16 protein-coding genes and 3 pseudogenes are annotated in these 21,671 nt (G+C 56.0%); 7 read left to right on the forward strand and 12 right to left on the reverse strand.

Going from position 1 to position 21,671, the window contains the following annotated elements:
* Positions 1-276: 276 nt before the first annotated feature.
* The 3 genes from rfbA to rfbB are packed head-to-tail and all read right to left on the reverse strand — an operon-like array spanning position 277 to position 3,455.
* The gene (gene rfbA / locus CGUA_RS09445; protein WP_290195057.1) at positions 277-1,146 is read right to left on the reverse strand and encodes a glucose-1-phosphate thymidylyltransferase RfbA; all 870 of its coding nucleotides are present in this window, start codon (positions 1,144-1,146) and stop codon (positions 277-279) included.
* Positions 1,146-2,456, reverse strand: a complete 1,311-nt coding sequence (rfbD, locus tag CGUA_RS09450; protein WP_290195059.1) for a dTDP-4-dehydrorhamnose reductase — start codon at positions 2,454-2,456, stop codon at positions 1,146-1,148. Before rfbD ends, rfbA begins: the two co-directional genes overlap by 1 nt.
* A 3-nt stretch (positions 2,457-2,459) precedes the next feature.
* Complete coding sequence (gene rfbB, locus CGUA_RS09455; RefSeq protein WP_290195061.1) at positions 2,460-3,455, reverse strand: dTDP-glucose 4,6-dehydratase; 996 nt, start codon at positions 3,453-3,455, stop codon at positions 2,460-2,462.
* A gap of 515 nt (positions 3,456-3,970) precedes the next feature.
* Here rfbB and CGUA_RS09460 point away from each other — a divergent pair.
* Both CGUA_RS09460 and CGUA_RS09465 read left to right on the forward strand, forming a co-directional pair.
* Positions 3,971-4,294: a transposase gene (locus CGUA_RS09460; protein WP_290195063.1), complete on the forward strand. Its 324-nt coding sequence runs from the start codon at positions 3,971-3,973 to the stop codon at positions 4,292-4,294.
* A 31-nt stretch (positions 4,295-4,325) separates the two neighbouring features.
* On the forward strand, positions 4,326-4,811 hold the full coding sequence (locus CGUA_RS09465) for a DDE-type integrase/transposase/recombinase (protein ID WP_353959850.1): 486 nt from the start codon (positions 4,326-4,328) through the stop codon (positions 4,809-4,811).
* A 480-nt stretch (positions 4,812-5,291) separates the two neighbouring features.
* Here CGUA_RS09465 and CGUA_RS09470 read toward each other — a convergent pair whose 3' ends face one another.
* The 3 genes and pseudogenes from CGUA_RS09470 to CGUA_RS09480 form a co-directional block, all read right to left on the reverse strand.
* Positions 5,292-5,603 (reverse strand): transposase, encoded by a 312-nt coding sequence (locus tag CGUA_RS09470; protein WP_290195069.1) that lies wholly within the window; start codon positions 5,601-5,603, stop codon positions 5,292-5,294.
* A 196-nt stretch (positions 5,604-5,799) separates the two neighbouring features.
* On the reverse strand, positions 5,800-8,793 hold the full coding sequence (locus CGUA_RS09475) for a glycosyltransferase 61 family protein (RefSeq protein WP_290195071.1): 2,994 nt from the start codon (positions 8,791-8,793) through the stop codon (positions 5,800-5,802).
* 179 nt (positions 8,794-8,972) lie between these two features.
* Positions 8,973-9,213, reverse strand: a pseudogene (locus tag CGUA_RS09480) (NAD-dependent epimerase/dehydratase family protein); the annotation flags it as partial.
* 834 nt (positions 9,214-10,047) lie between these two features.
* On the opposite strand from CGUA_RS09480, the gene CGUA_RS09485 reads away from it, so the two are divergent.
* The 3 genes and pseudogenes from CGUA_RS09485 to CGUA_RS09495 form a co-directional block, all read left to right on the forward strand.
* Positions 10,048-10,749 carry a hypothetical protein gene (locus CGUA_RS09485; protein WP_290195073.1) on the forward strand — a complete coding sequence of 234 codons (702 nt, stop codon included), beginning with the start codon at positions 10,048-10,050 and terminating at the stop codon, positions 10,747-10,749.
* On the forward strand, positions 10,749-12,995 hold the full coding sequence (locus CGUA_RS09490) for a glycosyltransferase (protein WP_290195076.1): 2,247 nt from the start codon (positions 10,749-10,751) through the stop codon (positions 12,993-12,995). The genes CGUA_RS09485 and CGUA_RS09490 overlap by 1 nt, the downstream gene beginning before the upstream one ends.
* Before the next feature lie 98 nt (positions 12,996-13,093).
* A pseudogene (locus CGUA_RS09495) lies at positions 13,094-13,465 on the forward strand (transposase); the annotation flags it as partial.
* 42 nt (positions 13,466-13,507) lie between these two features.
* Here the strand turns inward: CGUA_RS09495 and CGUA_RS09500 are convergent.
* On the reverse strand, positions 13,508-13,705 hold the full coding sequence (locus tag CGUA_RS09500; RefSeq protein ID WP_290195078.1) for an integrase core domain-containing protein: 198 nt from the start codon (positions 13,703-13,705) through the stop codon (positions 13,508-13,510).
* 465 nt (positions 13,706-14,170) lie between these two features.
* Here CGUA_RS09500 and CGUA_RS09505 point away from each other — a divergent pair.
* Positions 14,171-15,412, forward strand: a pseudogene (locus CGUA_RS09505) (IS256 family transposase).
* Between the two features lie 54 nt (positions 15,413-15,466).
* On the opposite strand, the gene CGUA_RS13200 reads toward CGUA_RS09505, so the two are convergent.
* The 3 genes from CGUA_RS13200 to wecC all read right to left on the reverse strand — a co-directional run bounded on the left by CGUA_RS13200 (position 15,467) and on the right by wecC (position 17,756).
* On the reverse strand, positions 15,467-15,919 hold the full coding sequence (locus CGUA_RS13200; RefSeq protein WP_353959862.1) for an IS3 family transposase: 453 nt from the start codon (positions 15,917-15,919) through the stop codon (positions 15,467-15,469).
* Entirely contained in the window at positions 15,810-16,241 is a 432-nt protein-coding gene (locus tag CGUA_RS09510; RefSeq protein ID WP_290195080.1) for a transposase, read from the reverse strand. Before CGUA_RS09510 ends, CGUA_RS13200 begins: the two co-directional genes overlap by 110 nt.
* A 261-nt stretch (positions 16,242-16,502) precedes the next feature.
* A complete protein-coding gene (wecC, locus tag CGUA_RS09515) occupies positions 16,503-17,756 on the reverse strand; it encodes a UDP-N-acetyl-D-mannosamine dehydrogenase (RefSeq protein ID WP_290198366.1) in 1,254 nt (417 codons plus the stop codon).
* A 619-nt stretch (positions 17,757-18,375) separates the two neighbouring features.
* Between wecC and CGUA_RS09520 the strand changes: the two genes are divergently transcribed.
* Positions 18,376-19,986 carry a glycosyltransferase family protein gene (locus tag CGUA_RS09520; RefSeq protein ID WP_290195083.1) on the forward strand — a complete coding sequence of 537 codons (1,611 nt, stop codon included), beginning with the start codon at positions 18,376-18,378 and terminating at the stop codon, positions 19,984-19,986.
* Between the two features lie 95 nt (positions 19,987-20,081).
* Here the strand turns inward: CGUA_RS09520 and CGUA_RS09525 are convergent, their stop codons facing one another.
* Positions 20,082-20,900, reverse strand: a complete 819-nt coding sequence (locus tag CGUA_RS09525; protein ID WP_290195085.1) for an ABC transporter ATP-binding protein — start codon at positions 20,898-20,900, stop codon at positions 20,082-20,084.
* Complete coding sequence (locus CGUA_RS09530) at positions 20,890-21,597, reverse strand: ABC transporter permease (protein ID WP_290195087.1); 708 nt, start codon at positions 21,595-21,597, stop codon at positions 20,890-20,892. Before CGUA_RS09530 ends, CGUA_RS09525 begins: the two co-directional genes overlap by 11 nt.
* Between the last annotated feature and the right edge of the window lie 74 nt (positions 21,598-21,671).

The following is a 21,671-nucleotide window of genomic DNA, read 5'->3' on the forward strand; positions in this document are numbered from 1 at the left end:
GGCCGGGTCGAGAATGGAGGGAAACGTCACGGTCTCGGCTGTCATGTGCCCATTATTACCTATGGGCTGGGGTGGAACCGGCATTTGGGTGGTTTTATGGCCCGCGAACCCCCCCCTAGTGAGCAGAATGGACCTCCCCTTCCAGACAGGTCCACAGCCTTAACTGGGGTGGCACCCCAGTTTGGAGCGCCAGTGTCTGCGTTAGATCACTGCTTGAGTTCGTCCCCAGAGTGAGAGCACTCTGGAGTATCCAGAGTCTTAGACCTCAAGCCCTCCTTACTGCGACGAAACAAAATGGAGCAGGTACTTCCCGTAGCCGGACTTTGTCAGGGGTTCGGCGAGAATCCGCACCTGCCCTTCGTCAATGAAGCCCGCCTTGTAGGCCGCAATCTCCGGGGAGCCGATCATCTGGCCGGTGCGTTTCTGCAGCACCTCGACATACGACGAGGCCTCCGACATGGAGTCGATGGTGCCGGTGTCCAGCCACACGTCACCGCGCTGCATCCTCCTGACCTGAAGCTGACCGCGCCGTAGATACTCCTCGTTGACGGCGGTGATCTCCAGTTCGCCACGCGCGCTCGGGGTGATCTGCTTGGCGATCTCCACGACGCTGTTGTCATAGAAGTAGAGGCCCACCACCGCGTGGTTCGACTTCGGGTGCTCGGGTTTTTCCTGGATCGAGACGGCCAGGCCGGTCTCGGGATCGAACTCGACGACGCCATAGCGCTCCGGATCCGAGACCTCGTAGGCGAAGACGATCCCGCCATCCTGGTCCCGGCATGACTGCAGGGTGGTCGTGAAACCTCGACCATCGAAGATGTTGTCGCCGAGCACCAGGGCCACGGATTCCTCCCCGATGAACTCCTCACCGATGAGAAAGGCCTGGGCCAGCCCCTCCGGCTTCGGCTGGACGGCGTACTCAAGTGTTATGCCCAAGTGCGAGCCGTCGCCGAGCAGTCGTCTGAAGCCCGCCTGATCGTCAGGCGTAGTGATAATGAGGATTTCCCGGATGCCCGCGCGAATCAGGGTGCTCAGCGGGTAGTAGATCATCGGCTTGTCGTAGATCGGCATCAGCTGCTTCGAGATCGCCTGCGTGATGGGATACAAACGCGTGCCGGAACCGCCGGCGAGAATAATGCCCTTCATTAGTCCGCGCTCCCTCCGATATAGGTTTCGAGGCTTCGGCGCCAGTCTGCAGGAGTGAATCCGGTTTCCTTGATCTTAGACAGGTCGAAGATTGAGTTCTTCGGCCTGATAGCCTGCGGGCGTCCTGCTGCGTATTCCTCTGTTGAAACCGGAGTCACTTCGAGCCCTTCGGCGCCAACCAGCTGATAGGTCGCGGAAGCCAAGTCGAACCAGGTGATTTCATCGCCCGAGTTCGAAACGTTGTAGACGCCGTACTCCGGGCGCTCGGTCAGCAGGTGCACGATGCCCTTGGCCAGGTCCTCGACGAACGTCGGCCGGCCCCGCTGATCATCGACCACCCGCGGCTCCACGCCGCGCTCAGCCAGCTTCATCATCGTGCGCACGAAGTTCCCGCCCGCACCCACCACCCACGAGGTCCGCACCACATAATGCTTGGGCGCCGTGGCCGCCGCGGTATCCCCCGCAGCCTTCGACGCCCCGTACAACGACAACGGGCTGACCGGATCCTCCTCGGTATACGCCCCGTCCTTGGTCCCGTCGAAAACATAATCGCTCGAGACATGCACCAGCGTGAGGTCATGCTCAGCCGCAATCCTCGCCAGCCTCGCCGGCCCCGTCGCATTGACCGCCCACGCCCGCGCCCGGTCATCCTCCGCGCCGTCCACATCGTTGTAGGCCGCGGCATTGATGATCGCCGCGTACTGCCGCCACGGCCGCGCCGGCGGATCGGTGATGTCGAAGTCGGCGCGCGAGCAGAACTCCGCGTCGGGAAGCAGCGCCTTGAGCGCCGTTCCCAGTTGACCGTCAGCCCCGGTGACCAGCACCCTGCGCGGGGCAACCGCCTCCGCGGTGGCCGGTGTGGCCGCGTCCTTGGCCGAGACATGGACCGGCTGAAGCGGCCAGTCCACCAATGACAGGGAAATGTTGGCGTACTGCGCCTGCGCCGACCAGTAGTCACCGACCAGATAGGTATAGACCGTGTCATCGGCCAACGCCTGGAACCCGTTGGCCACCCCCCGCGGCACGAACACCGCCGCTTCGGGGCCGAACTCATGGGTCACGGTCTCCCCGAAGGTCGGCGATCCTTCGCGCAGGTCATGCCAGGCGCCGAAGACCCGGCCATGGGCCACCGAGACCAGCTTGTCCCACGGCTCGGCATGCAGACCCCGGGTCGTGCCCTTCGCGGCGTTGAAGGAGACGTTCTGCTGCACCGGCGTGAAATCCAGCCAGTCCCCCCGCCAGTTCTCCTTGAACCAGCCGCGGGCGTCCTCATGCACCGCCAGGTCGATGATCTTGAGTCCCTCAATCACGTCTTACTGTCCCCTCTTCGCGTAACCGGCCTCGACGGCGTCCTTGATCGGACGCCACCAGGCCTCATTGTCCCGGTACCAGGCGATCGTGTCCGCCAGCCCCGCACGCAGATCCCCGGTATAGCGCGGTGACCAGCCCAACTCGGTACGCAGCTTCGAGGCGTCCATCGCATAGCGCTGGTCGTGGCCCGGCCGATCGGCGACATGCTCATAGCCCTCGGCGCCCATGAGATCGCAGATCAGCTCGATGACGGTCCTGTTGGTGGCCTCCCCGTCGGAGCCGATGTTGTAGGTTTCACCGCTTCGCCCCCGGGAGAGGATGGCCAGCACCGCGTCGTTGTGGTCGTCGACGTGGATCCAGTCGCGGATCTGCTCACCGGTTCCGTAGAGCTTCGGGGTGCGGCGATCGAGGATGTTGGTGATCTGGCGCGGGATGAATTTCTCGATGTGCTGATACGGCCCGTAGTTGTTGGAGCAGTTGGAGATCGTCGCGCGGACGCCGAAGGAACGCACCCACGCGCGCACCAGATGATCCGAGGACGCCTTCGACGCCGAGTACGGACTCGACGGGGCATACGCGGTGGTCTCGGTGAAGCGGGGATCACCCGGGCCCAGATCGCCGAAGACCTCGTCGGTGGAGATGTGGTGCAGGTACCTGTCGTGGGCGCGGACGGCCTCGAGCAGGGTGTAGGTGCCCAGGATGTTGGTGTGGATGAACGGGGACGGGTCGCGCAGGGAGTTGTCGTTGTGGGACTCGGCGGCGAAATGGACCACGGTGTCGGCACGGGCCACCAGCGAGGAGACCAGCCCGGCGTCGCAGACGTCACCCTCGACAAACTCCACCGCCGAGGCGTCCAGGCCGGCGAGGTTGTCGCGCCGACCGGCGTAGGTGAGTTTGTCGAGGACGACGACGTGATCGGCCGCGCCGCGCTCGATGGTCAGGCGCACGAAGTTGGCGCCGATGAACCCGGCCCCGCCGGTGACAAGCATGGTAGACATGGTTTGAAACTATACTGTGTCGGCGAAAAAGTGTCGCGCTGAGCATTGTGAGCTTGTCTTCACGGATTGCGCAATGTAAAGTTCCCCAGGTTCGAACTTCATTCGCTGGTTGTTATTCACAATATAAACAGCCACCGATCTCGACGAAGATGTCCCCCTCTGCTTATCTATTAGCCCAGTAGTCAGTAGGCAAACGGATATGCAAACCCCACTGTTCAACGAAATGGGGGACTGAAGGTGCGCCTTGTTCTGAATAAGCGTAAGAGAGATAGTGACTCGATCTTGTGTTCAGACCCCAGCTTTTCAGAGCTGCTAAACAAAAAGGCGACGAAGGGGTATCGAGCTACTCCTTGTTATCGTTCTAGGCCCGCTGTAAGGGGCTTACAGATTCCATAAACACCGCAACCCGCCTTATACACCTGATCATCTTACAACTGAATCGCCCGGGCCTGACCCCCTGGTGGTGGACACGCTGAAACCAGCAACATGCTGGGGAAGTGAGGTACCTTTCCACCATGCCACGCAAGACCTACACCGAGCAGTTCAAGCGTGACGTAGTGTCGTTGTACGAGTCGACCCCCGGAGCAACGATCAACGCGATCGCCTCCGATCTCGGGGTCAACCGCAACTCCCTGCGCACCTGGCTCGACGCCTTCGGCACCGGCACCAAAACCAACGCCAACGGCGAAAAAGTCGCCAGCCCCATCGCCGCGCCAACAGCACACGCACTCCCGCGGTGGTGCTTCACGAAGCTCACTCCGGTGCTTCACGATCGTCACCACACCGCTTCACAATGCGCGTTCCTAACACAACACGCCCGAATCAACTGTGGTCGCTGACATCACCTACGTCCGGACACATGCTGGCTGGGTGTACACCGCGTTCGTGACCGATGTGTACTCCCGCAAGATCGTCGGCTGGAAGATCAGCGACACCTTGTACGCCGACCTGGCGGTCGACGCGTTGACCATGGCCATTGCTGCCAGAAGACGTGCGGGGCAGGCCGTGTCTGAGCTTGTCCATCACAGCGACCGCGGAGTGCAGTATCGCTCGATCGCCTACGCCACCGCGCTGGACGAGAACGAGATTGTTGCCTCGGTCGGGCCCCGTGGGGATTCCTATGACAATGCCCTGGCCGACGCACTCAACAGTCTCTATAAGGACGATGTGATCCACAATGCCAACGTCAATCCCGATGCCTGGCAGGGGATCAAAGACGTGGAGAAAGCCACCTTGGACTGGGTCGGCTGGTACAACGCCGAGCGCATCCACTCAAAGCTGGGTAACCGCAGTCCGAATGATTTCGAGGCCCTGTACTGGGCTGATCATGAATCCACCGCCCCTTACGCAGCTTGACCTGAAGCCAATAAAAACAGACTAACTACTCTCTAGAAAACCCGGGACTTGACAGGGCCATGATCTTTATGAATTGAGCCATGGGAGTGTCTCCTTGGCGTGAAACCTTGTCGCAGCCCCGCGGGGTGCGGGGCTGCCACCAAGAAGACTCCCGCCAAATCACCGGCGCTACCGGGTGCGTGGAAGGGGCCTACCAACTACGCGGACATCCCCGACCAACAACCCCGAAACGGCAAACGCTTCTCCACGCCCGGCTTCTGGGCTTGCCCGCATCATGCAGGTCAGCGGTGATTCTCGGAGCACCATAGGTACCACGCGAGCGGTCATTCAACCAGCGGACCTGCTCATCCAGGTCTTGTTGGCGCGCACGGCGTCTGCCGAGCGTGTCTCGACGTTTCGACCAGGCGTAAAACCCGGACCGGGATACTTCCCGCGCCCGTGCCATCATGGTGACCGCGTAGCTCGCCTTCTCTTGTGCCATTAGCTGAAACCGTTCCGGTGTTGTTGCTTGGCGGCGGAGAAGGCGCTGGCTTTTCCAAAAAACTCGTTTTCTGCCTTCAGGTCAGCGACTTCCCTGCGTAGTCGGGCGATTTCTGCTGCTGTCTCCTCCGGTGACGGCTGACCGTTGTCGGAGGATGGGCGCCGGACGCGTTCTTTTTTGACCCAGCTGCCGAGCAGTTGTTCGCCGAGATCGAGTTGTCGAGCGACTGCTCGGATCCTTTGTCCGGTATCGAGGACCAGGCTCGCGGCGTCGCGGCGGTATTCCTCGGTGTATCGACGTCGTTGTCCCATGTGAACATCCTTCCGCAGGGCACGATGGCCCCGCTAGTTCGGTGTCCACGAAAAGAGGGTAATCCCATTCTTCGATGCTCTTTCGACCAGGGTTCTGACCTCATGTAAAAATACGCCATTTTCTGCACGAGAAGGCTACCTACGACTCGCACTTGAGAATGATCGACTACTGAACCCGCACGAATTCTGTCGCGAGCTAAGTCAGGAACTTTTCAAAGATCGCTTCAAAATCTTCTTGAGAAACGGAAAAATCACTGTTCAAACCGGCAGCGGGGTATTCCGCCTCCCCTTGCAGGGCTAGGTAGGAGCCGTCCTTGTGACAGACGATATCGTAGAAAAAGTCGTGAGCCATAGACCCACTAGCCAAGGCCAGAACCTTCACTTTGTCTGGACTAAAAGCCAAGTTTGAAAACGCGGCACCCATGTTGCCCGCCACGTATCTGGCACCCTTAAATAAAGATATCTGCTCAGTCAGAGTCAGTTTTTCAGGGAAAACACGTTTGAACCCTGCAGATGCGAAAGTCGGCCAAAGAATATCTTCGTTCGCAAGCTTTCGCCGAGAATAGGCATTTCTGCTCAAGTAGATGCGTTCGTCGGAACCTTCCGGAACCGGCTCAGCAATACTTTCCAGGAACCGTGTCGCTTCGGGTGCCTTAACTACTGGGTGGTTTGACAAACTGCCAAGAATTACCAAGGACTCATACTCTTTTGGCGAGCCATTGTGTTCTACCACATCATTTTCGGAAAATCCGGCAAGGCGGAGACTATCTGCCACTACTTTCGACATCGCTCCCTTTGGGGGATTAACGACGATGAGAGGGTCATCTTGGAGATTCAGGGACTCTAGTAAATAGAGGCGAGCCAATGAATCGTACAACCAGTGTCCATAGTTGGCGTCCCAGACTGATTTCAGCAACACCATTTGCCTACCGGGAATCGCTTTAATTCTTTCAGTTTCGGACTGCCGAGTAGTCATCCACACTCTCCGATTATCATGCTGTAGTAGCCCAGAAGATTCTGGGACGTTTCGAGCACAATTGAGAGATTCGTTTAGAATCTTACGGCTAGCATCTACCACTAGGCCTCCACCAAATACCGTTGCACCTCGCACCCTCCCCGAGGCCACCGAACCTAAACCCGCGGAACTATTTGACGAGATTTCATCGAAGGCCTTTTGGACCGTGACAGAGGCGTTCATAATTTCTGAAGGAATCCTGCTGTACTCCGCAGTCTGGATTACAGAAACTTCTTTGCTAGCTGATGCGATAGAATCTACCTTGAACGCTTCCCCCGCATCGTGGCGCTTCTCCATCAACATCGACTGCCTAATTAGCTGAACTGAACTTACAGAACACCTAAACAGTCGATCTAAATTGTCCGCGGCCGGCTTTGCCGCACTACCGGCGACCAGTTGATCGACCAAGTCCATTACAGAGCGATAAGCGCTGGCTTCCTGATCCGCAAACCTGTTCTCCCCCTCCCCAAAATTTGTTTGGAGATCTTCCAGAACATACAGGCCACCGGGCCTAAGAACCGGAAACAACTGACGGAATGCACTTACTTGGTGAGACCAACGGTGACTTCCATCATCTATGACTACATCAGGGAATACGGAACCGGCGAGGTCACCAAACTCTACGGGCGAGAAATTGCCAAGCTGAAAAACTTCTACCCGTTCCATATGGAACAGATCTGGGTGAGGGTGAGTATCTGCTACTACCAGACGCACTTTGGGAAAATATTGCAACCAAGTCTTGGCTGAATTAGAAGTTCGCCCACCGATTTCAAGCAGTGTGAAAGCTTCGTCCCTCCTGTGCTCGAGGGCCCGTTCATAGTGCACTAAGTAGTCGTGGATGAGAGAGGATTTATCATTGTTCCAGGCCCGCCCGATGGAATCTAGACTCGGCCTTCCCGTGTTCGCGTCGCTGGATACGTTCATCTCATCAGCCTCTTTCTTAGATGCAGGAATCGGAGTCCGTTGAACAGTTGGATTTACTTCAAGGCTCGCGGTGCTTCGGACACTGGTTCCCAGCAGCTGCGCGCCTTCTTGGGTCTCGACTAGAATTTTTTCAAGGATCAAAGTGTCCTCTCCGAACTCCCAAGATCGAAAACCGACCGCATCCACTTTGCAGTGCGGCGGCAATTTCAGATCGACCTTTACTGTTGTTCTCCCCTCGTCAAGCACGAGATAGCGGAACCACCTAATCGACCCATTTTTCGAATAACTTAGATTGATATCATCAAAGTCGCTAACCAGGGCACCCTTAATTGAAAAACTAACTAAGGCGCCCCGCTTTGACGCTTCCGGCGCTCCAGCTAGAGAAATAGTAAGTCTGCACGAGTCTGTTGGGAACGGCAGTCCGACCCATTTTAAATTGGAACCGAGAATTAGGGGAGATTCAGCAGAGATATCGGAAAGATTTATCGTCCCATTCTTCTCATCGGGATGAGCGCTCGCTAAGGTCTTAGAGCCGTGCCCTCTCCCTTTGATCCCATGTCCTAGTGGCGCAGGTTGCTGGGATAAATTTCTGATTCTTGTCGCTAGCTCTCTAACGGGAATACTCGTGTGCCCTAATACGACAGGATGGGCGACAATTCGTAGTTCACCGATGTGATCCAGAGTCTCCGCAATTTCGGATAGGGACCTAGCGAACGCTCCCGCTAGGGGGAAAGTAAAATCTTTACGGTTGGTAATGAGTTCAAGACGGGGAGCATGACTCCACAGACGGATACGTTCAATCAGCTCTACTCGCTCTGGGAACTGCTTTCGTATTTCCTCCCAGGTTAATCCACTAAAAGCCTCGGTCCTTATAGCCTCCAGCTGGGTGGTTTGCGCAGAATCCGTCGCCCGCAATGGGGCAATTTGCGCTAGAGCGCTGGAACCCACGACAGTCGTTGCGACCTGAGCAGCGAGAAATCCTCCTTGGGAAATGCCGTAAAAAACAATGTTTTCGGCCCGGATATTGAGGCGTCCCGCTGCGTCCAGTGCTACCTGTCGAAAAGCATCGACTGAATCAAACTTCTCATGTAGCCCGTATGTTGCAAATCGCGTGCCTCGGGTCTTCAACGATGGATCAGAAAGACAAAGCATGTGCATATCCGGAAAAAGTTCCGCGTGCTGCCACATCTGATAGTAAACTTCTCGCCGGATAAGACTGTTTCCTTGGGCTGCGGGCAAGATGACCAGCAACTTTGTGGCTTCATTCCTTCGCAACAGTAGAGCGCTAACGGGCGGCGTTCCCGTTGGAGAAGTCCTCACTTCCGATTCATAGAATATGTCATTCTTTAGCTGTCTAAAATCAACGGATTCCCACCCAAGTGACGGCCAATTTATCTTTTGATTCAATCCGGCCTACTTCCTCATACGAACTCATTGTGCGATTCGGCGGCGAAACGAACCACAAACTCACTTTCTCCGACCAGCTCATCCACGAGCGGTGCATCACATATATCGTCTTTGACGCAGCAGGCCAGCGAGATTCTCTCGGTTGCCTGCGTAGGTCAGTTTATCGATGACAGTGACGGAATATTGGGGGCGATGCTCCAGCACGTGCCGTACGAAATTCGCCCCGATAAACCCAGCTCCGCCTGTAACCAAAACTTTCGTCATGCTCGAGGATGTTACTCCAAGATCCTCGACATGGCTCATCCACAAATGATGCGGGCGAAATCCGGCGAAGCATTGGGGCGTTACCGCAGGAAATCTTTGCGCCAACATCGGATAAGCTCCAGAAAGGCATTTACAATGCGTTCATTCACAAGCGAATCGGTAAACCGGCGCATCCAAGGCTTACAGAATAGGCCCAGGTCATGACCGAAGCTTAAAGGATCGAGGTACGAGACCGAATCCAGCCTGAAAGACAGATCACAAGTAAGGCACAGGGTGCGGCCAGGCTGCTTTTGGGTCATTTCGGATGGCTCCGGTCCCGTACTCCCATTATCAGAGTCTACTTTCGAGGGTCGGGCCCTTCTCCTGCGGAGGCCTGCCACCGGTCAGTCGGTTAATCAACCTGCCCGGTCAGTACATTTAAGGTTTACCCCATTAGAGTTGGCCACGCGTCCAGTCCGAGCTGACTCCAGCGGGGGCGACTGCGGGATGGTACTTTAACCTCTCGATGCGTTGGCAAGTTCTGGAATTATGAGGTTCTTCTACAATTGCAAATTAAGCTTATTTCATCGCCTTGTCATTCGATCCCCGATGTATGTAAGCCTAGGCTGGGCGATAGGTCCGGTCGGCGCATGTCGTTCCCGCCCGTCTAAGCAGGAGAGACAGATTTGCTCATCGTAACCCTGATTCCAAACGCTCGATCATAACCAAGGTTGTTTCACCACCAAACATTTGCAGGGCGAAATAAAGATAATGAAGGATCACCCATTGAGACCTACTGATGCTCTCCAAGATCAAGGTTCGAGAATCGCGGACTACGCATTCATCGACCCTGGCATGCATACTGAAATCGATTTCAGCTTTCTTCCGTCTGGGACGCGAGTTTTCTCCCCAGGTTCAAGTATCGCTTCGGTGTCTGCACCACGCCGTATCGTAATCGCTTCGGACAATAGCGACATGGTTCTAGCAATGGCGACCGAATGGCTGGAAATCGCTGGTTCGGCAGTAGAGATTCTATGGAATCCAGTCTCGAACCCTGATTTCGCATACTCGATGATCGGGTTATCGGAAACGGCTTCCTATTCTGCTTTTTGGAAATCGAATCTTACGGCCCATCTCGCGGTAGCGAATGCGGAATCAATCTTGACCGTATCCTCAGCGAGCCGATTGACTCCAGCCACGGCGCGACTCCTCGAAGATGCTGCAAATGAGAACGTTTCTATTCCACCCAAAACATTCAAGCAGCTCGTCTGGAGGTATTCTTATCTGCTCGACCAAATTGAGACCTTATCAAATCAGGTCGAGACGCTTCGAAAAAAACTGGATCAAAGCAGCAAAGATGCAGTGGCACGTGAGGTCTTGTCCTCGAAGCAGGCTGAAATTGGAAAACTGACCTCCGTCAATCAAACCTTGGTCAATCAACTGGACGAAATCAACGGGAAAATGTCAGAGTTAGATGCGCGGTACGCCAGGCTTGCCGAATCGAAGTTGGGCTCGCTTACCCTCAAGTACTGGGCATTTCGCAAGAGGAATAAGTAATGAATGATATCGAGCACAACGTCCGCGCCTACGACCTCCTGCATGACGAATCCGCCCGGAATGCGGAGCGGGATTGGCTATTAAAGATACAGAAGCGCGGATGGATAAGTCCGTTAGCGAATCGAGATTTTGCGCCGGGAGTCTCGGTTATCATTCCGGCTCATAAGGCAGTCGACACTATCGGCATCACGATCCGTTCTCTGCTCAACCAGTCACTGCCTTACGCTCACTTCGAAGTCATCGTAGTTTGCAACGGTGAAGATGACGGGACGTCAGCTGTCCTGAACAACATCGGGGAAGCCCATTCGGAATTCGGCCTGCGGATATTCCATTCCGACATTGCAAATGCAGGGTCTGCCCGGAATATGGGGCTGTCGCTCGCCCGCCATGAGTATGTCACATTCGTCGACGCGGACGACGAGGTCGAGACTAACTTTCTGTCCCAAAGTCTCAGCCTAGCTGATGAACACTTAGTCGTCGCAAGCCCAATTGTGAACTGCACGAGTGAAGGAGTTAAAGAGGAAGATAACTCCTTAAACAAACGAATCGCCGGCGCGGCCGACACGACTGTTGCGTTGGAAGACGTACCATGGTTACTTGGCTTCAATGCGTGCAAACTGGTCTCTACACGCGTCTTATTGGGTCTCCAGTACCGTAGTGATCTTGTCAGTGGGGAAGACCTAGTGTTTTTTGCGAACCTATTGTCAGTCCCAGGTTTACAGGTAAAATTCCCAGCCACGGGCAACGAAGCAGCGTACATCCGCCATTTGCGTCCGGATTCGATATCACGGCAAACCGAATCTTTTGACTTCAATGTGAGACAGCGGGTCGATTGCATCGCAGCGCTTCGCGACATACGGGTCGACGACAGTAAACTGAATGCTCGGAACACGCTTGAAAACGCTCAGTTGGGTTTTGTTAAACGCTATCTAGCCTCCCGTCCGCAAGACTCCTCAAAACTGGAAGAATACCTTGCCCAAACAGGTTTCTTAGATTTTCCATGGGAATCGATAAACGCAGGAACCGCTAGGGATCTCGCTATCTCATATTGTTTTTCACCGTTTTCTGACACCTCGGCAGTTGTGGCAGAAAAGGCCATTGCAGAGCGAGGTCGAGTTGTAGATGTCATATCAAATGATATGTCGAAAGTTCGTAAGAAGGACCACTCAGTGTCCTTCCTGGCTGCTCGATGGATTGATCGCCATATCGTAGTCGACACTCCACCGTCTTTCGCCGGGTGGGAGCCAATTTCGAAGTTTGGCGAGAAGGCGTTTGAGGAAGCGGAGAGGCTTTCACGTCAGAAGGGTGGCTATGAAACTTTGTACTCTCGGGCGTTATGGGTTGGTTCTCACGTGGCGGCTGCCATGTTCAAGAATCGTCACCCTGAAGTCAAATGGACCGCCGAATTTTCAGATCCCCTACGTTTCGGCGTCGAAGGGCAACGCAGAGAGGGGGCCTTCACTAAAAATGCAGTCTCCGATACTCTCTTCCGAATTCTGGTTTCACGTGGGTGGGAAAGCCTCGAGGTTGAAACATTATTCGACCTTGTGGAGGCAGCAACGATGCTCCTAGCGGATGAAGTAGTCTTCACAAACGCCAATCAAGCCGACTTCATGTTGTCGCATTATCCCGCCCCATTCGCGCAAGCAGTTCGAGACAAATCGATCGTCCGGCCACATCCCACCCCACCTAATGCGTCATACTATGCGGTGCTTTCGAAGCACTCCGTCGCCTCAGACCGGGTAAATATTGGCTACTTCGGGTCCTTCTATATAAACCGTGGGCTCGGTGACTTGTTCACTGCTTTGATAAACACCAGCGCAGCGGAGCGCAGGAAGGTAGCCGTCCACATCTTCTGCAACGCGGTAGAAGAAGCGCGAACACAAGTGAGGGACTGGGGACTGGGCGACGTAGTCAGTGTCAATCCTTACCTCCCCTATATGGAGTTCCTGAACGCCTCTACAAAATTCGATGTTTTGTTGGTCAACGATGTATCACGCGGTCCTCACTTGCCCGTCAATCCTTTTCTCCCATCGAAATTGTCAGACTATCGAGGAGCGGGAGCACGAATCTGGGGTCTAATAGATCTTGATTCTCCACTTTCTAGAGAGCATATTGACTACAAATCAACAGTGGGGAATTCTCGAGCCATTATGGAGACACTAAAAGAAATAATCTCAGACCACTTCGAACGTAGCAGCCCATCCATCGGGGTGAGTTCAACCCCAACCTCATCCCTTACTTGACCGACAGCTTGAGTTTTCCGGACGAGCATTTCCTCCTTCCATCTAGTAGTATTTCGTTAGCGCTTGTGGATGGGGTCACAGCGCCGTAATGTCCGATTATGGGCACGAAAACCACCCTCCACACCCCAGATGACCTGCGCAATTTCGTTGCCGAGGTCTTCGCCTCCTTAGTCCGCAAGGACCAACGAGCCACCAGCACCTTCTACCTTCAGGGACTGATGCTCGAGGGCCGGCGGAAATCCATGCAACCCATGGCGCAGCGCTTGGGCATCGATCATCAACGACTCCAACAGTTCGTCTCCACCTCACCCTGGCTGGTCGAACCCGTAAGAAAAACCCTGGCCACCAGCGCGATTGCCCTGATGCACCCGGATGCCTTGGTCGTCGATGACACCGGCTTCGTTAAAGACGGATCAGCCTCCCCCGGGGTGGCCAGGCAGTACTCCGGCACCTTGGGCAAGGTCGGCAATGTGTCAAGCCCCGGGTTTTGTAGAGGATGATTTACTGGTCGATCAGGCCGCGTAGGCCTGACGATTGTGCCATTCCTGATGGGCTTCCCGCGGCGGGCGATACCCCAGCGCGGAGTGCAGCTGGCGATTGTTGTACCACCCGATCCACGTCGAGGTCTCCACGATCACATCGGTCAACGCCGGCCCGGTCCGTCGGTCGATCAGCTCGGCCTTGAACAGCGAATTCAACGCCTCGGCCATCGCGTTGATGCTCCGATGTTTGTCAACTCGCAGTTTCGGCTTGTCGTGGGCTGGCCTTGATGAGGTGATAGACCTCCCGGATGACATAGCGTTTGAGGCAGCGAATAATGTCACGTTTACTCTTACCCTCCGCCGTTCGTCGGGCGACGTACGCCTTCGTAGGTTCGTGATGGCGCATACGCACGATGACCGTCCGGTAGATCGCCGCGTTGAGCTGCCAGTGACCGCCGTGAATATTCGCTTCACTGGGGTCCACCGGCCGGGTGTCCGGGGGCCGGCAGGCTGAGGACGCGTTCGTAGACGTCGGGGCCACTCGTGGTGCGGTCGGGGGCCACCATGCTTACGGGTTGCGTCCTTTAGCGTGGTGTATCTGTAACTGCCGGTGACGACCCCAGGGAAGACGTGGGCGACCACCCAAGTCACCTTTCGACTCAACTCCTACATCTCCTCGAAAGGGAACCCACGATGGCCGCTGGCCCTTATTCTATCGACCCGACCGCCTACCTCGACGAACTCCTCGCCCACGCGTCCCCGGACCTGATGCGCGAGATGCTGCAGGGCTTCATCAACCAGATCCTCTCGACCCAGGCCGACCAGATCTGCGGCGCGCACTCACGCCACCGTCAGCGATACACGAACGAACACCCGCAACGGGTACCGCCACCGCGCGTTGGATACCCGCGTCGGCACCGTCGACGTCGCCGTGCCCAAGCTCCGGACCGGTTCATTCTTCCCCGACTGGCTCCTGGAGCGCCGCACCCGGGCCCAACGCGCCCTGACCACCGTCATCGCCACCTGCTACCTGAAGGGCGTGTCGACGCGTCGGATGAATGACCTGGTCGCCAGCCTGGGCATCACCAACCTGTCGAAGTCGCAGGTCTCCGAGATGGCCAAGGACCTCGACTCCATGGTCGAGGACTTCCGCACCCGACCGCTGGATACCGGCCCCTACCTGTATCTCTCCTGCGACGCGCTGACGATGAAGGTTCGCGAAGGCGGGCGGGTGGTCAAGACCTCGGTGCTGTTGGCCACCGGCGTGAACGCGGAAGGCTACCGTGAGTTGGTGGGCATGCAGGTCGCCACCGCCGAGTCGGTGGCCCCCTGGACCGGGTTCTTCCGCGACCTGAAAGCACGGGGCCTGAACGAGGTGTATCTGGTCACCAGTGACGCGCACCTGGGGATCCAGCACGCCCTGGGAGAGGTGCTGCCGAATGCGTCGTGGCAGCGGTGCCGGACGCATAACGCCCAAGAACCTCTCCGGGCTGGTGTCGAAAACCCAGTGGCCGACCTTGTCGGCGATGTTCCACACCATCTTCCAGCAGCCCGACGCTGACGCCGTGTGGGCCCAGGCCCGCGAGGTGGTGGCGTTTTGTGAGCAGAAGTTCCCGCACGTCGCGCACTCACCTGGAGGAAGCCCTCGATGAGCTGCTGGCGTTCACCCACGCGCCAAAGGCGGTGTGGACGAAGGTGTGGTCGAACAACCCCACCGAGCGGCTGAACCGGGAGATCCGTCGACGTACCGACGTCGTCGGGATCTTCCCCAACCGCGACGCCGTCATCCGACTGGTCGGTGCCGTGCTCGCCGAGCAGCATGATGACTGGATTCAGCAGAAGCGCTACATGTCGCTGACGAGCCTGGAGCAGACCAGGGCGATGATGACCGCCAACGTCATCGACGCCGACGAATCTGATCAGGAGGTCGCATGAACCAGCCGCAGCACCGGGCACGTGCCGGTCCCTGGGACCGGCACGCTGCTTGTTTTATCGAAAGGCAAAAACACCACTCAAAAGGACTTGACTGTAGGTGATATCCGCGACCCACAACATATCCGGCGCGGTGACGCAAAAGTCCCGGTCGACCAGGTCCACCGGACACTGCTCGGCGTCCGCGCTGCGCGTCGATGGTCTTTTCTGCCGCCGCCGGATCCCCACCAGCCCGTCGGCAGCCATGAGGCGCTCGACGGTGCAGCGGGCGACGTGACCGCAGGCGCCCTCGCGGTTGATCTCCGCCCACAGTTTCCGGGCGCCGTAACAGGAGTAGTTGTCGTCGAAGATGCGGCGTAGCGCCCGGGTGATCTTCCTGTCCCGGAGGGACCGGGCTGATTCAGGCCGTGATTTGTGGGCGTAATACGTGCTCAGGGCAATCTTCGCGCTGGTGGTAGCCAGAACACGGATGATGGGCTCGACCCCGACCTGGGCACGGTTGTCGTCGATGAAGGTGACGATTACTTGGGTGGGCGGCCTGGCTCCGCCGCGAAAAAGCCGAGGCCTTCTTGAGGATATCGTTGGCGCGTTTGGCTTCCGCGAGTTCGGCCCGCAGCCGGCGGTTTTCCGCTGCGAGGTCGATTGATTCGGCTGGTGTGTCGATCCCGGACTGTTTGTGGGCGCGCACCCACACGCGCAGGGTTTCTTTGCTCAGCCCGAGCTCGCCGGCGATGCGGGTGATCGCGCCACGGGCGGTGTCGGGGTTGGCTTGGGCGTGGAGCACGAGTTCGACGGCTCGTTGCTTGAGCTCTAGGGTGTACTTCGAGGGCATATGTAGGGTTCCTTTTTCCAATTCCCTACCCTCCATTAAACCCGGGGCGAACCAGGTTATCAGGAGATACAGGGCTCGGAATCAGAGGAGACTCAATCGCCCATATGTTCCGGCAGATGGGCGCACCTTGGTCGATCTATCGAACTAAACAGGAGTGAAAATGATTGGTTAGGGGTCCGACTGCAGTCCAGGCCGGGCCAATTCTTCGTCGACTGCAATCCACTCTTGGTTAGACAATTCTCCCCGAATGTCAGAAAAATTTCAGCGCCAGAGCCCTTTAGTGTCTACTACCAGCTTTTCCTTGAGGGAGGCCGCTGTTACTTCTCTAAACTCGCTATGGTCGACAAGGACCACCACCACCTCCGATTCTTCAATAGCTTGGTCCGCACCCACCAGCTTTACATTCTCGTAGCCCGCAAGCGATGTCGGCAGGTCAGAGATGTTCGGTTCCACGGCCAAGATCTGGGTGCTAGGAAACCGTTCTGCCATCGTCTTCGTGATCTCTAGCGAGGGAGACTCCCGAAGGTCATCTATATCAGCCTTGAAAGCCAAGCCTAAGGCGGCAATACTCCTTGCGTTCACATCTTTGATTGCAGTAGCGACCTTCTCCACTACCCACCCCGGTTTACTGTCATTGACTTCTCGGGCTGTCCGAATCAAGCGTGCTTCGTCCGGTGCCGTAGAGACGATAAACCAAGGGTCAACGGCGATGCAGTGGCCACCCACCCCGGGACCGGGCTGCAAGATGTTCACGCGCGGGTGGTGGTTTGCGAGTTCGATAAGTTGCCACACATCGATACCTAACTTATCGCACACTAGTGAGAGTTCATTCGCGAACGCAATATTTACATCTCGAAAAGAATTTTCAGTAAGTTTAGCCAGTTCCGCTGTGCGGTCGTTAGTACCTAGAAGTTCACCCTCGCAAAACGAGCTGTACAACTCGATCGCTCGCTGAGTCGCCTTTTCACTCATTCCACCGATGATGCGGTCGTTGGTTTTCAGTTCCTGCATGGCATTCCCAGGAAGAATCCGCTCCGGGCAATGGGCAAAGTAGATAGTTGGCTTTCCCTCTCGGTTTTCGTCGCCGTCTGCCACCAAATCTGGCCGAAGTTCCAAAACACGGTCTGCCATGCTGGCCGTTGTCATGGGGGGCGAGGTCGACTCAAGGACAATGAGTTCGTTTCCCTTAAGCATCGGGGCTATGGCCTCCGCAGCAGAATAAATAAACTTCATGTCTATGGCGTGCCCGTCCGCGAATGGTGTCGGGACCGCGATTATGAACGCATTGGCATGTGGCATGTCGGTAGTGGCCCGGAACCTACCAGATTCAAGCGCTCTCTTTAGCTGGCCTTCGAGGTCAAGTTCCACGATCGTCACTTCGCCACGATTGATCTTTTCGACCTTCTCAGTGTCGACATCAACCCCGATGACATCTAGACCACTATTGGCCATCACGACGGCAGTGGGCAGACCGATGTATCCCAGCCCTACGAATGCGACCGATTGAGACGCCATTATCTTCCTTACTTTTGCGAGATGACAGATCATGCGACTATTGCGGCTCGGATTTTGACTCCGTGACTGCTGCATTGACTTACCTGTTATATCATCGTAACCGCTTCTTTGCAGGGACTGACTCTAGATGTCAGCTGTTCTCCTTCGATTTCTCCTGGAGTCCACTCTGGTTGCGCCGTTCGACCCGCCAACGATTGACCAGTAATGAGCGATGTTCTTCTGAAGCCTTGTGCCCCAGTTTATCTGAACTAGTATTTTCTGAGAGTGTGCTAACTCCCCATTTAGCCAGCTCAGTCGGAACGAAAGCGATTGGACTTTGTCAGTGAGTAATTTTCCCCAGATTCGAAGCAAAGCTGATATGGCTTTAAGTAAAGCTTCCAAACGCGTCAAAAGGATGTTTCTCTCACACGCTCCTCGGCCCGCAATCGATGTCGCGAAAGCCATTCGTGATGCAGCCTTGGGGACTCACGTCAGATCGACATTATCTGAGTTCCCTAGATTTTCTTCCGGGAGTCCCGGTGCCCCGTCTAAAACTGAACCCCGCACCGCCCTTCGTGTTGCGACGATAATGGACGAATTTTCTTATACTGCATGGGAAAGTGAGTTTACCCTCATCCCAGTGACCCCTGATGGCTGGAAAAGCGAGTTGGCCTCCGGGGTGGACCTCCTCTTCGTCGAATCCGCGTGGGCGGGTAACGACGGCGCCTGGCAATACCAACTGACTGGAACTCGGGCACCCAGCCAACCCTTGCAGGATCTTCTTCAGCACTGCCGCAGGCTCCAAATACCGACGGTCTTCTGGAACAAGGAAGACCCGCCCCATTTCGACGACTTTTTGGCGACGGCGAAGTTGTTCGACACCATCTTTACTACAGACAGTAACAAGATCGACGCTTACCAACGCGAAGTGGGCCACAACCGGATCTTTGCCCTTCCGTTCGCGGCCCAGCCGAGGCTGCACAACCCGGCTCGGAATGGCATCCAGTATGCGAAACACGATGTCGCGTTTGCAGGAACGTACTTCCGCCACAAGTTCCGTGAACGCCGAGACCAAATGGATTTGATATTGGGAGCTGCGTCTGATGTAGGTGACACTCACGGAATCGGTTTCACCATCTTCTCGCGCCATGCAGGGAAAGACGAAAAGTACCAGTTTCCCGCGCCTTTTGATCGCTGGGTGGTTGGTGCACTCCCCTATTCGCAGATGCTCGCCGCCTACCGAGGTTTTAAGGTGTTCCTCAACGTCAACTCGGTCGTCGACAGCCCCAGCATGTGTGCGCGACGGATATTCGAAATCAGCGCTTCAGGCACTCCCGTCCTCTCCACGCCGAGTGCAGCAATTACCGAATTCTTTCCGGAGGACGAGGTACCCGTAGTGCATTCACGCGAGCATGCTCGTCGCATGATTCGAGCCCTCGTTTTGTCGCCCGAACTGCGCGAACGAATTGCACATCGGGCGCAACGACGAATTTGGGAAAACCATACCTATCATCACCGTGCGTTAACGATTGCAGACAAGGTCGGTTTTGATGTCGAAGTAGATGAACCCGTGGAAGTGAGCATTATTTGCTCTACCAACCGGGACGCCTCGCTGGGGCACCTCCTCGATCAAGTCGCGCATCAGATCTATCCGAATGTCGAGCTCGTTGCCCTCGGCCATGGTATCGACTTCGACGATTCCCTTCGCGACCGGGCGCGCGACCTGGGTATTCGCCTGACTTTGCTCTCTGCGCCGGCAGAAATATCCTTGGGCACATGCTTGAACCAACTCGTCAATGCCTCTAACGGTCAGATCATTGCAAAATTTGACGACGACGACTACTACCGTCCGAATTATCTCCGCGACCAGGTTTCCGCACTCCGCTGGTCGGGCGCCGACCTAGTCGGGAAGGCCTCTATCTACCTCCATTTAGCAGGCGACGACCTCTTGGTTCGTCGCTGGCACAGCAAAGAGCATAAGTGGTCGAACTTCGTTGCGGGGGCGACTCTGGTTGGTTGGAAACGAACATTCCTTGACACCCGATTTCAAGAGCTTGGCGTGGGAGAAGACTCCCAATTTCTCAAGGACCTCGAGGACCAAGGAAAGTACGTATATTCCGCCGATCGGTTCAACTACATGGCTACCCGCAACAGGGCAGGCACTCATACATGGAACATCAGTGATGCCGAGATCCTTTCATACTCCACTGTCGAATCGATCGGACTTAACTTGAGTCACATCACTGTATAAGGCCTTATTCTCAGCGACGCCACCACGATCCACAATTTAGGGAAACCTCCTCTAGAAACCGGGATGTCCTCACCTCTGGTCGCATCACCAAGGCGTCAGCGGATCACTTCGGAGTCGAATACGATTTGGGGAGGAATATAATCCCGGCGAGCTTGTTCCAACAGCTTTTCCGCCTTTTCCATGTCGCCTACCGTCCTATGCTGGACCCAAGTCCTGTAACTCTCACAGACCGTTTCAGAATCATTATCGGCAACGATGGCGCCGTTATGCATCCAAATCGCCCGCTCGCAGGTTTGCTCGACGGACTTTGCCGCGTGAGATACAAAAAACAGAGTGCCCGCGCGTTCAAGCAGCTTCTTCATCCGATCTCCAGCGCGACTGGCGAAGTTGGCGTCACCGGTTGAAAGCGCTTCGTCCACGATGAGAATTTCCGGTGATGCAGCGGTTCCGATGGCAAAATTGAGGCGAGCCGACATCCCCGAAGAATAAGTGTTAAGAGGACGGTCAATGGCTTCTCCCAGGTCCACCAGCTCCACCAGCTCAGGGTAAATTTCGTCAATTTCGCTCTGCTCCATGCCCAACGCTAGACAACCGAGTTGTATGTTCCTGGCCCCCGAAACCGCGGGGATTAGTGCTGAAGATACCCCCAGTAGACTCGGGTGTGAGCTGGTAAAGATTTCTCCCCGCGTCGGACTGTCAGTTCCCGCGATCATTCGCAGCAAAGTTGACTTGCCCGATCCGTTCTGACCTAAAAGGCCGATGGATTCACCTTGACTAGCTACCAGGTTGATGTCAACATTCGCTCGAACCCTCTCGCGTCGTCTTTTTCTGTTCGTAGAAAATGAACGGAACTCTTTAGTGACCTGGCGACATACCACCGTTGGGTCACTCACGCTTTGATCGTTAGCGGACATTTGCGTACTTCCCTTCGCCTCGCCAAAAGAAGAGAAAACCAAGGAGTAGCGTGCCAGCGCCCCATGCACTGAGAACCAGCCAATCAGTCGCAGTGGGAGCCTGGCCGTACATCACGGCGTCGCGCACGGCGGTCAGGAACCGGTAGGCGGGGTTTTCCTCCATCAAGAATTTCAAGGTTGGTTGGTCGACGAATCGCTCTACCGAAAAGAACACACCTGAAATGAAAAACCATGCCCGGGTCGCAAGATTGATCATCGTCTTCATGTCCGGAATTTGCGCGGTAATACGGGCGGACATGAACATCAAGCCCGTTCCAAAAAGTTGGATAAGTAGGAACAATGGGAGAACCAAAATGATCGTCCCGTGAATCGGTTCCCCCCACTGCGCAGCTAAAGTAATGATTATCGCCACGGCTCCCGGAATAAGAGAATCGTATGCTTGACGGATTGCTCTGGAAAAGACGAGGGCGGCCGCCGGGAAGTCGAAGGCACCTAACATCCCGCGGAACGACTTAGTCAGCCCGATTCCGCTGGTCAAAGGCCCTCGCATCATTCCGAAAAACGTGATGCCGATCATGAGGTATCCGATGAAATTATCGATTCCTCTGGAAGTCTGCAGGATAAAACCGAAGATGAACCCGTACATCAGACCATCGAGTAGTGGCGACAAAATCAGCCAGGCGCGTCCGAGAATCATGTCACGATCCGTTTTAAACGCTCGCGAACGTGCATCCAGCCAAACAAACCGACGGCGGCTCCAAATCTTTCGCA

It is taken from the genome of Corynebacterium guangdongense, from assembly GCF_030408915.1.
GTDB lineage: Bacteria > Actinomycetota > Actinomycetes > Mycobacteriales > Mycobacteriaceae > Corynebacterium > Corynebacterium guangdongense.

What these genes read in the sequence shown, in the direction of transcription:
- CGUA_RS09510 (WP_290195080.1), bottom strand. Translation starts at nt 16,241, where the DNA reads ATGCCCTCGAAGTACACCCTAGAGCTCAAGCAACGAGCCGTCGAACTC.
- CGUA_RS09530 (WP_290195087.1), bottom strand. Translation starts at nt 21,597, where the DNA reads ATGATTCTCGGACGCGCCTGGCTGATTTTGTCGCCACTACTCGATGGT.
- CGUA_RS09500 (WP_290195078.1), bottom strand. Translation starts at nt 13,705, where the DNA reads ATGGCCGAGGCGTTGAATTCGCTGTTCAAGGCCGAGCTGATCGACCGA.
- CGUA_RS09485 (WP_290195073.1), top strand. Translation starts at nt 10,048, where the DNA reads ATGCATACTGAAATCGATTTCAGCTTTCTTCCGTCTGGGACGCGAGTT.
- wecC (WP_290198366.1), bottom strand. Translation starts at nt 17,756, where the DNA reads ATGGCGTCTCAATCGGTCGCATTCGTAGGGCTGGGATACATCGGTCTG.
- CGUA_RS09460 (WP_290195063.1), top strand. Translation starts at nt 3,971, where the DNA reads ATGCCACGCAAGACCTACACCGAGCAGTTCAAGCGTGACGTAGTGTCG.
- CGUA_RS09470 (WP_290195069.1), bottom strand. Translation starts at nt 5,603, where the DNA reads ATGGGACAACGACGTCGATACACCGAGGAATACCGCCGCGACGCCGCG.
- CGUA_RS09525 (WP_290195085.1), bottom strand. Translation starts at nt 20,900, where the DNA reads ATGTCCGCTAACGATCAAAGCGTGAGTGACCCAACGGTGGTATGTCGC.
- CGUA_RS09490 (WP_290195076.1), top strand. Translation starts at nt 10,749, where the DNA reads ATGAATGATATCGAGCACAACGTCCGCGCCTACGACCTCCTGCATGAC.
- rfbB (WP_290195061.1), bottom strand. Translation starts at nt 3,455, where the DNA reads ATGTCTACCATGCTTGTCACCGGCGGGGCCGGGTTCATCGGCGCCAAC.
- rfbA (WP_290195057.1), bottom strand. Translation starts at nt 1,146, where the DNA reads ATGAAGGGCATTATTCTCGCCGGCGGTTCCGGCACGCGTTTGTATCCC.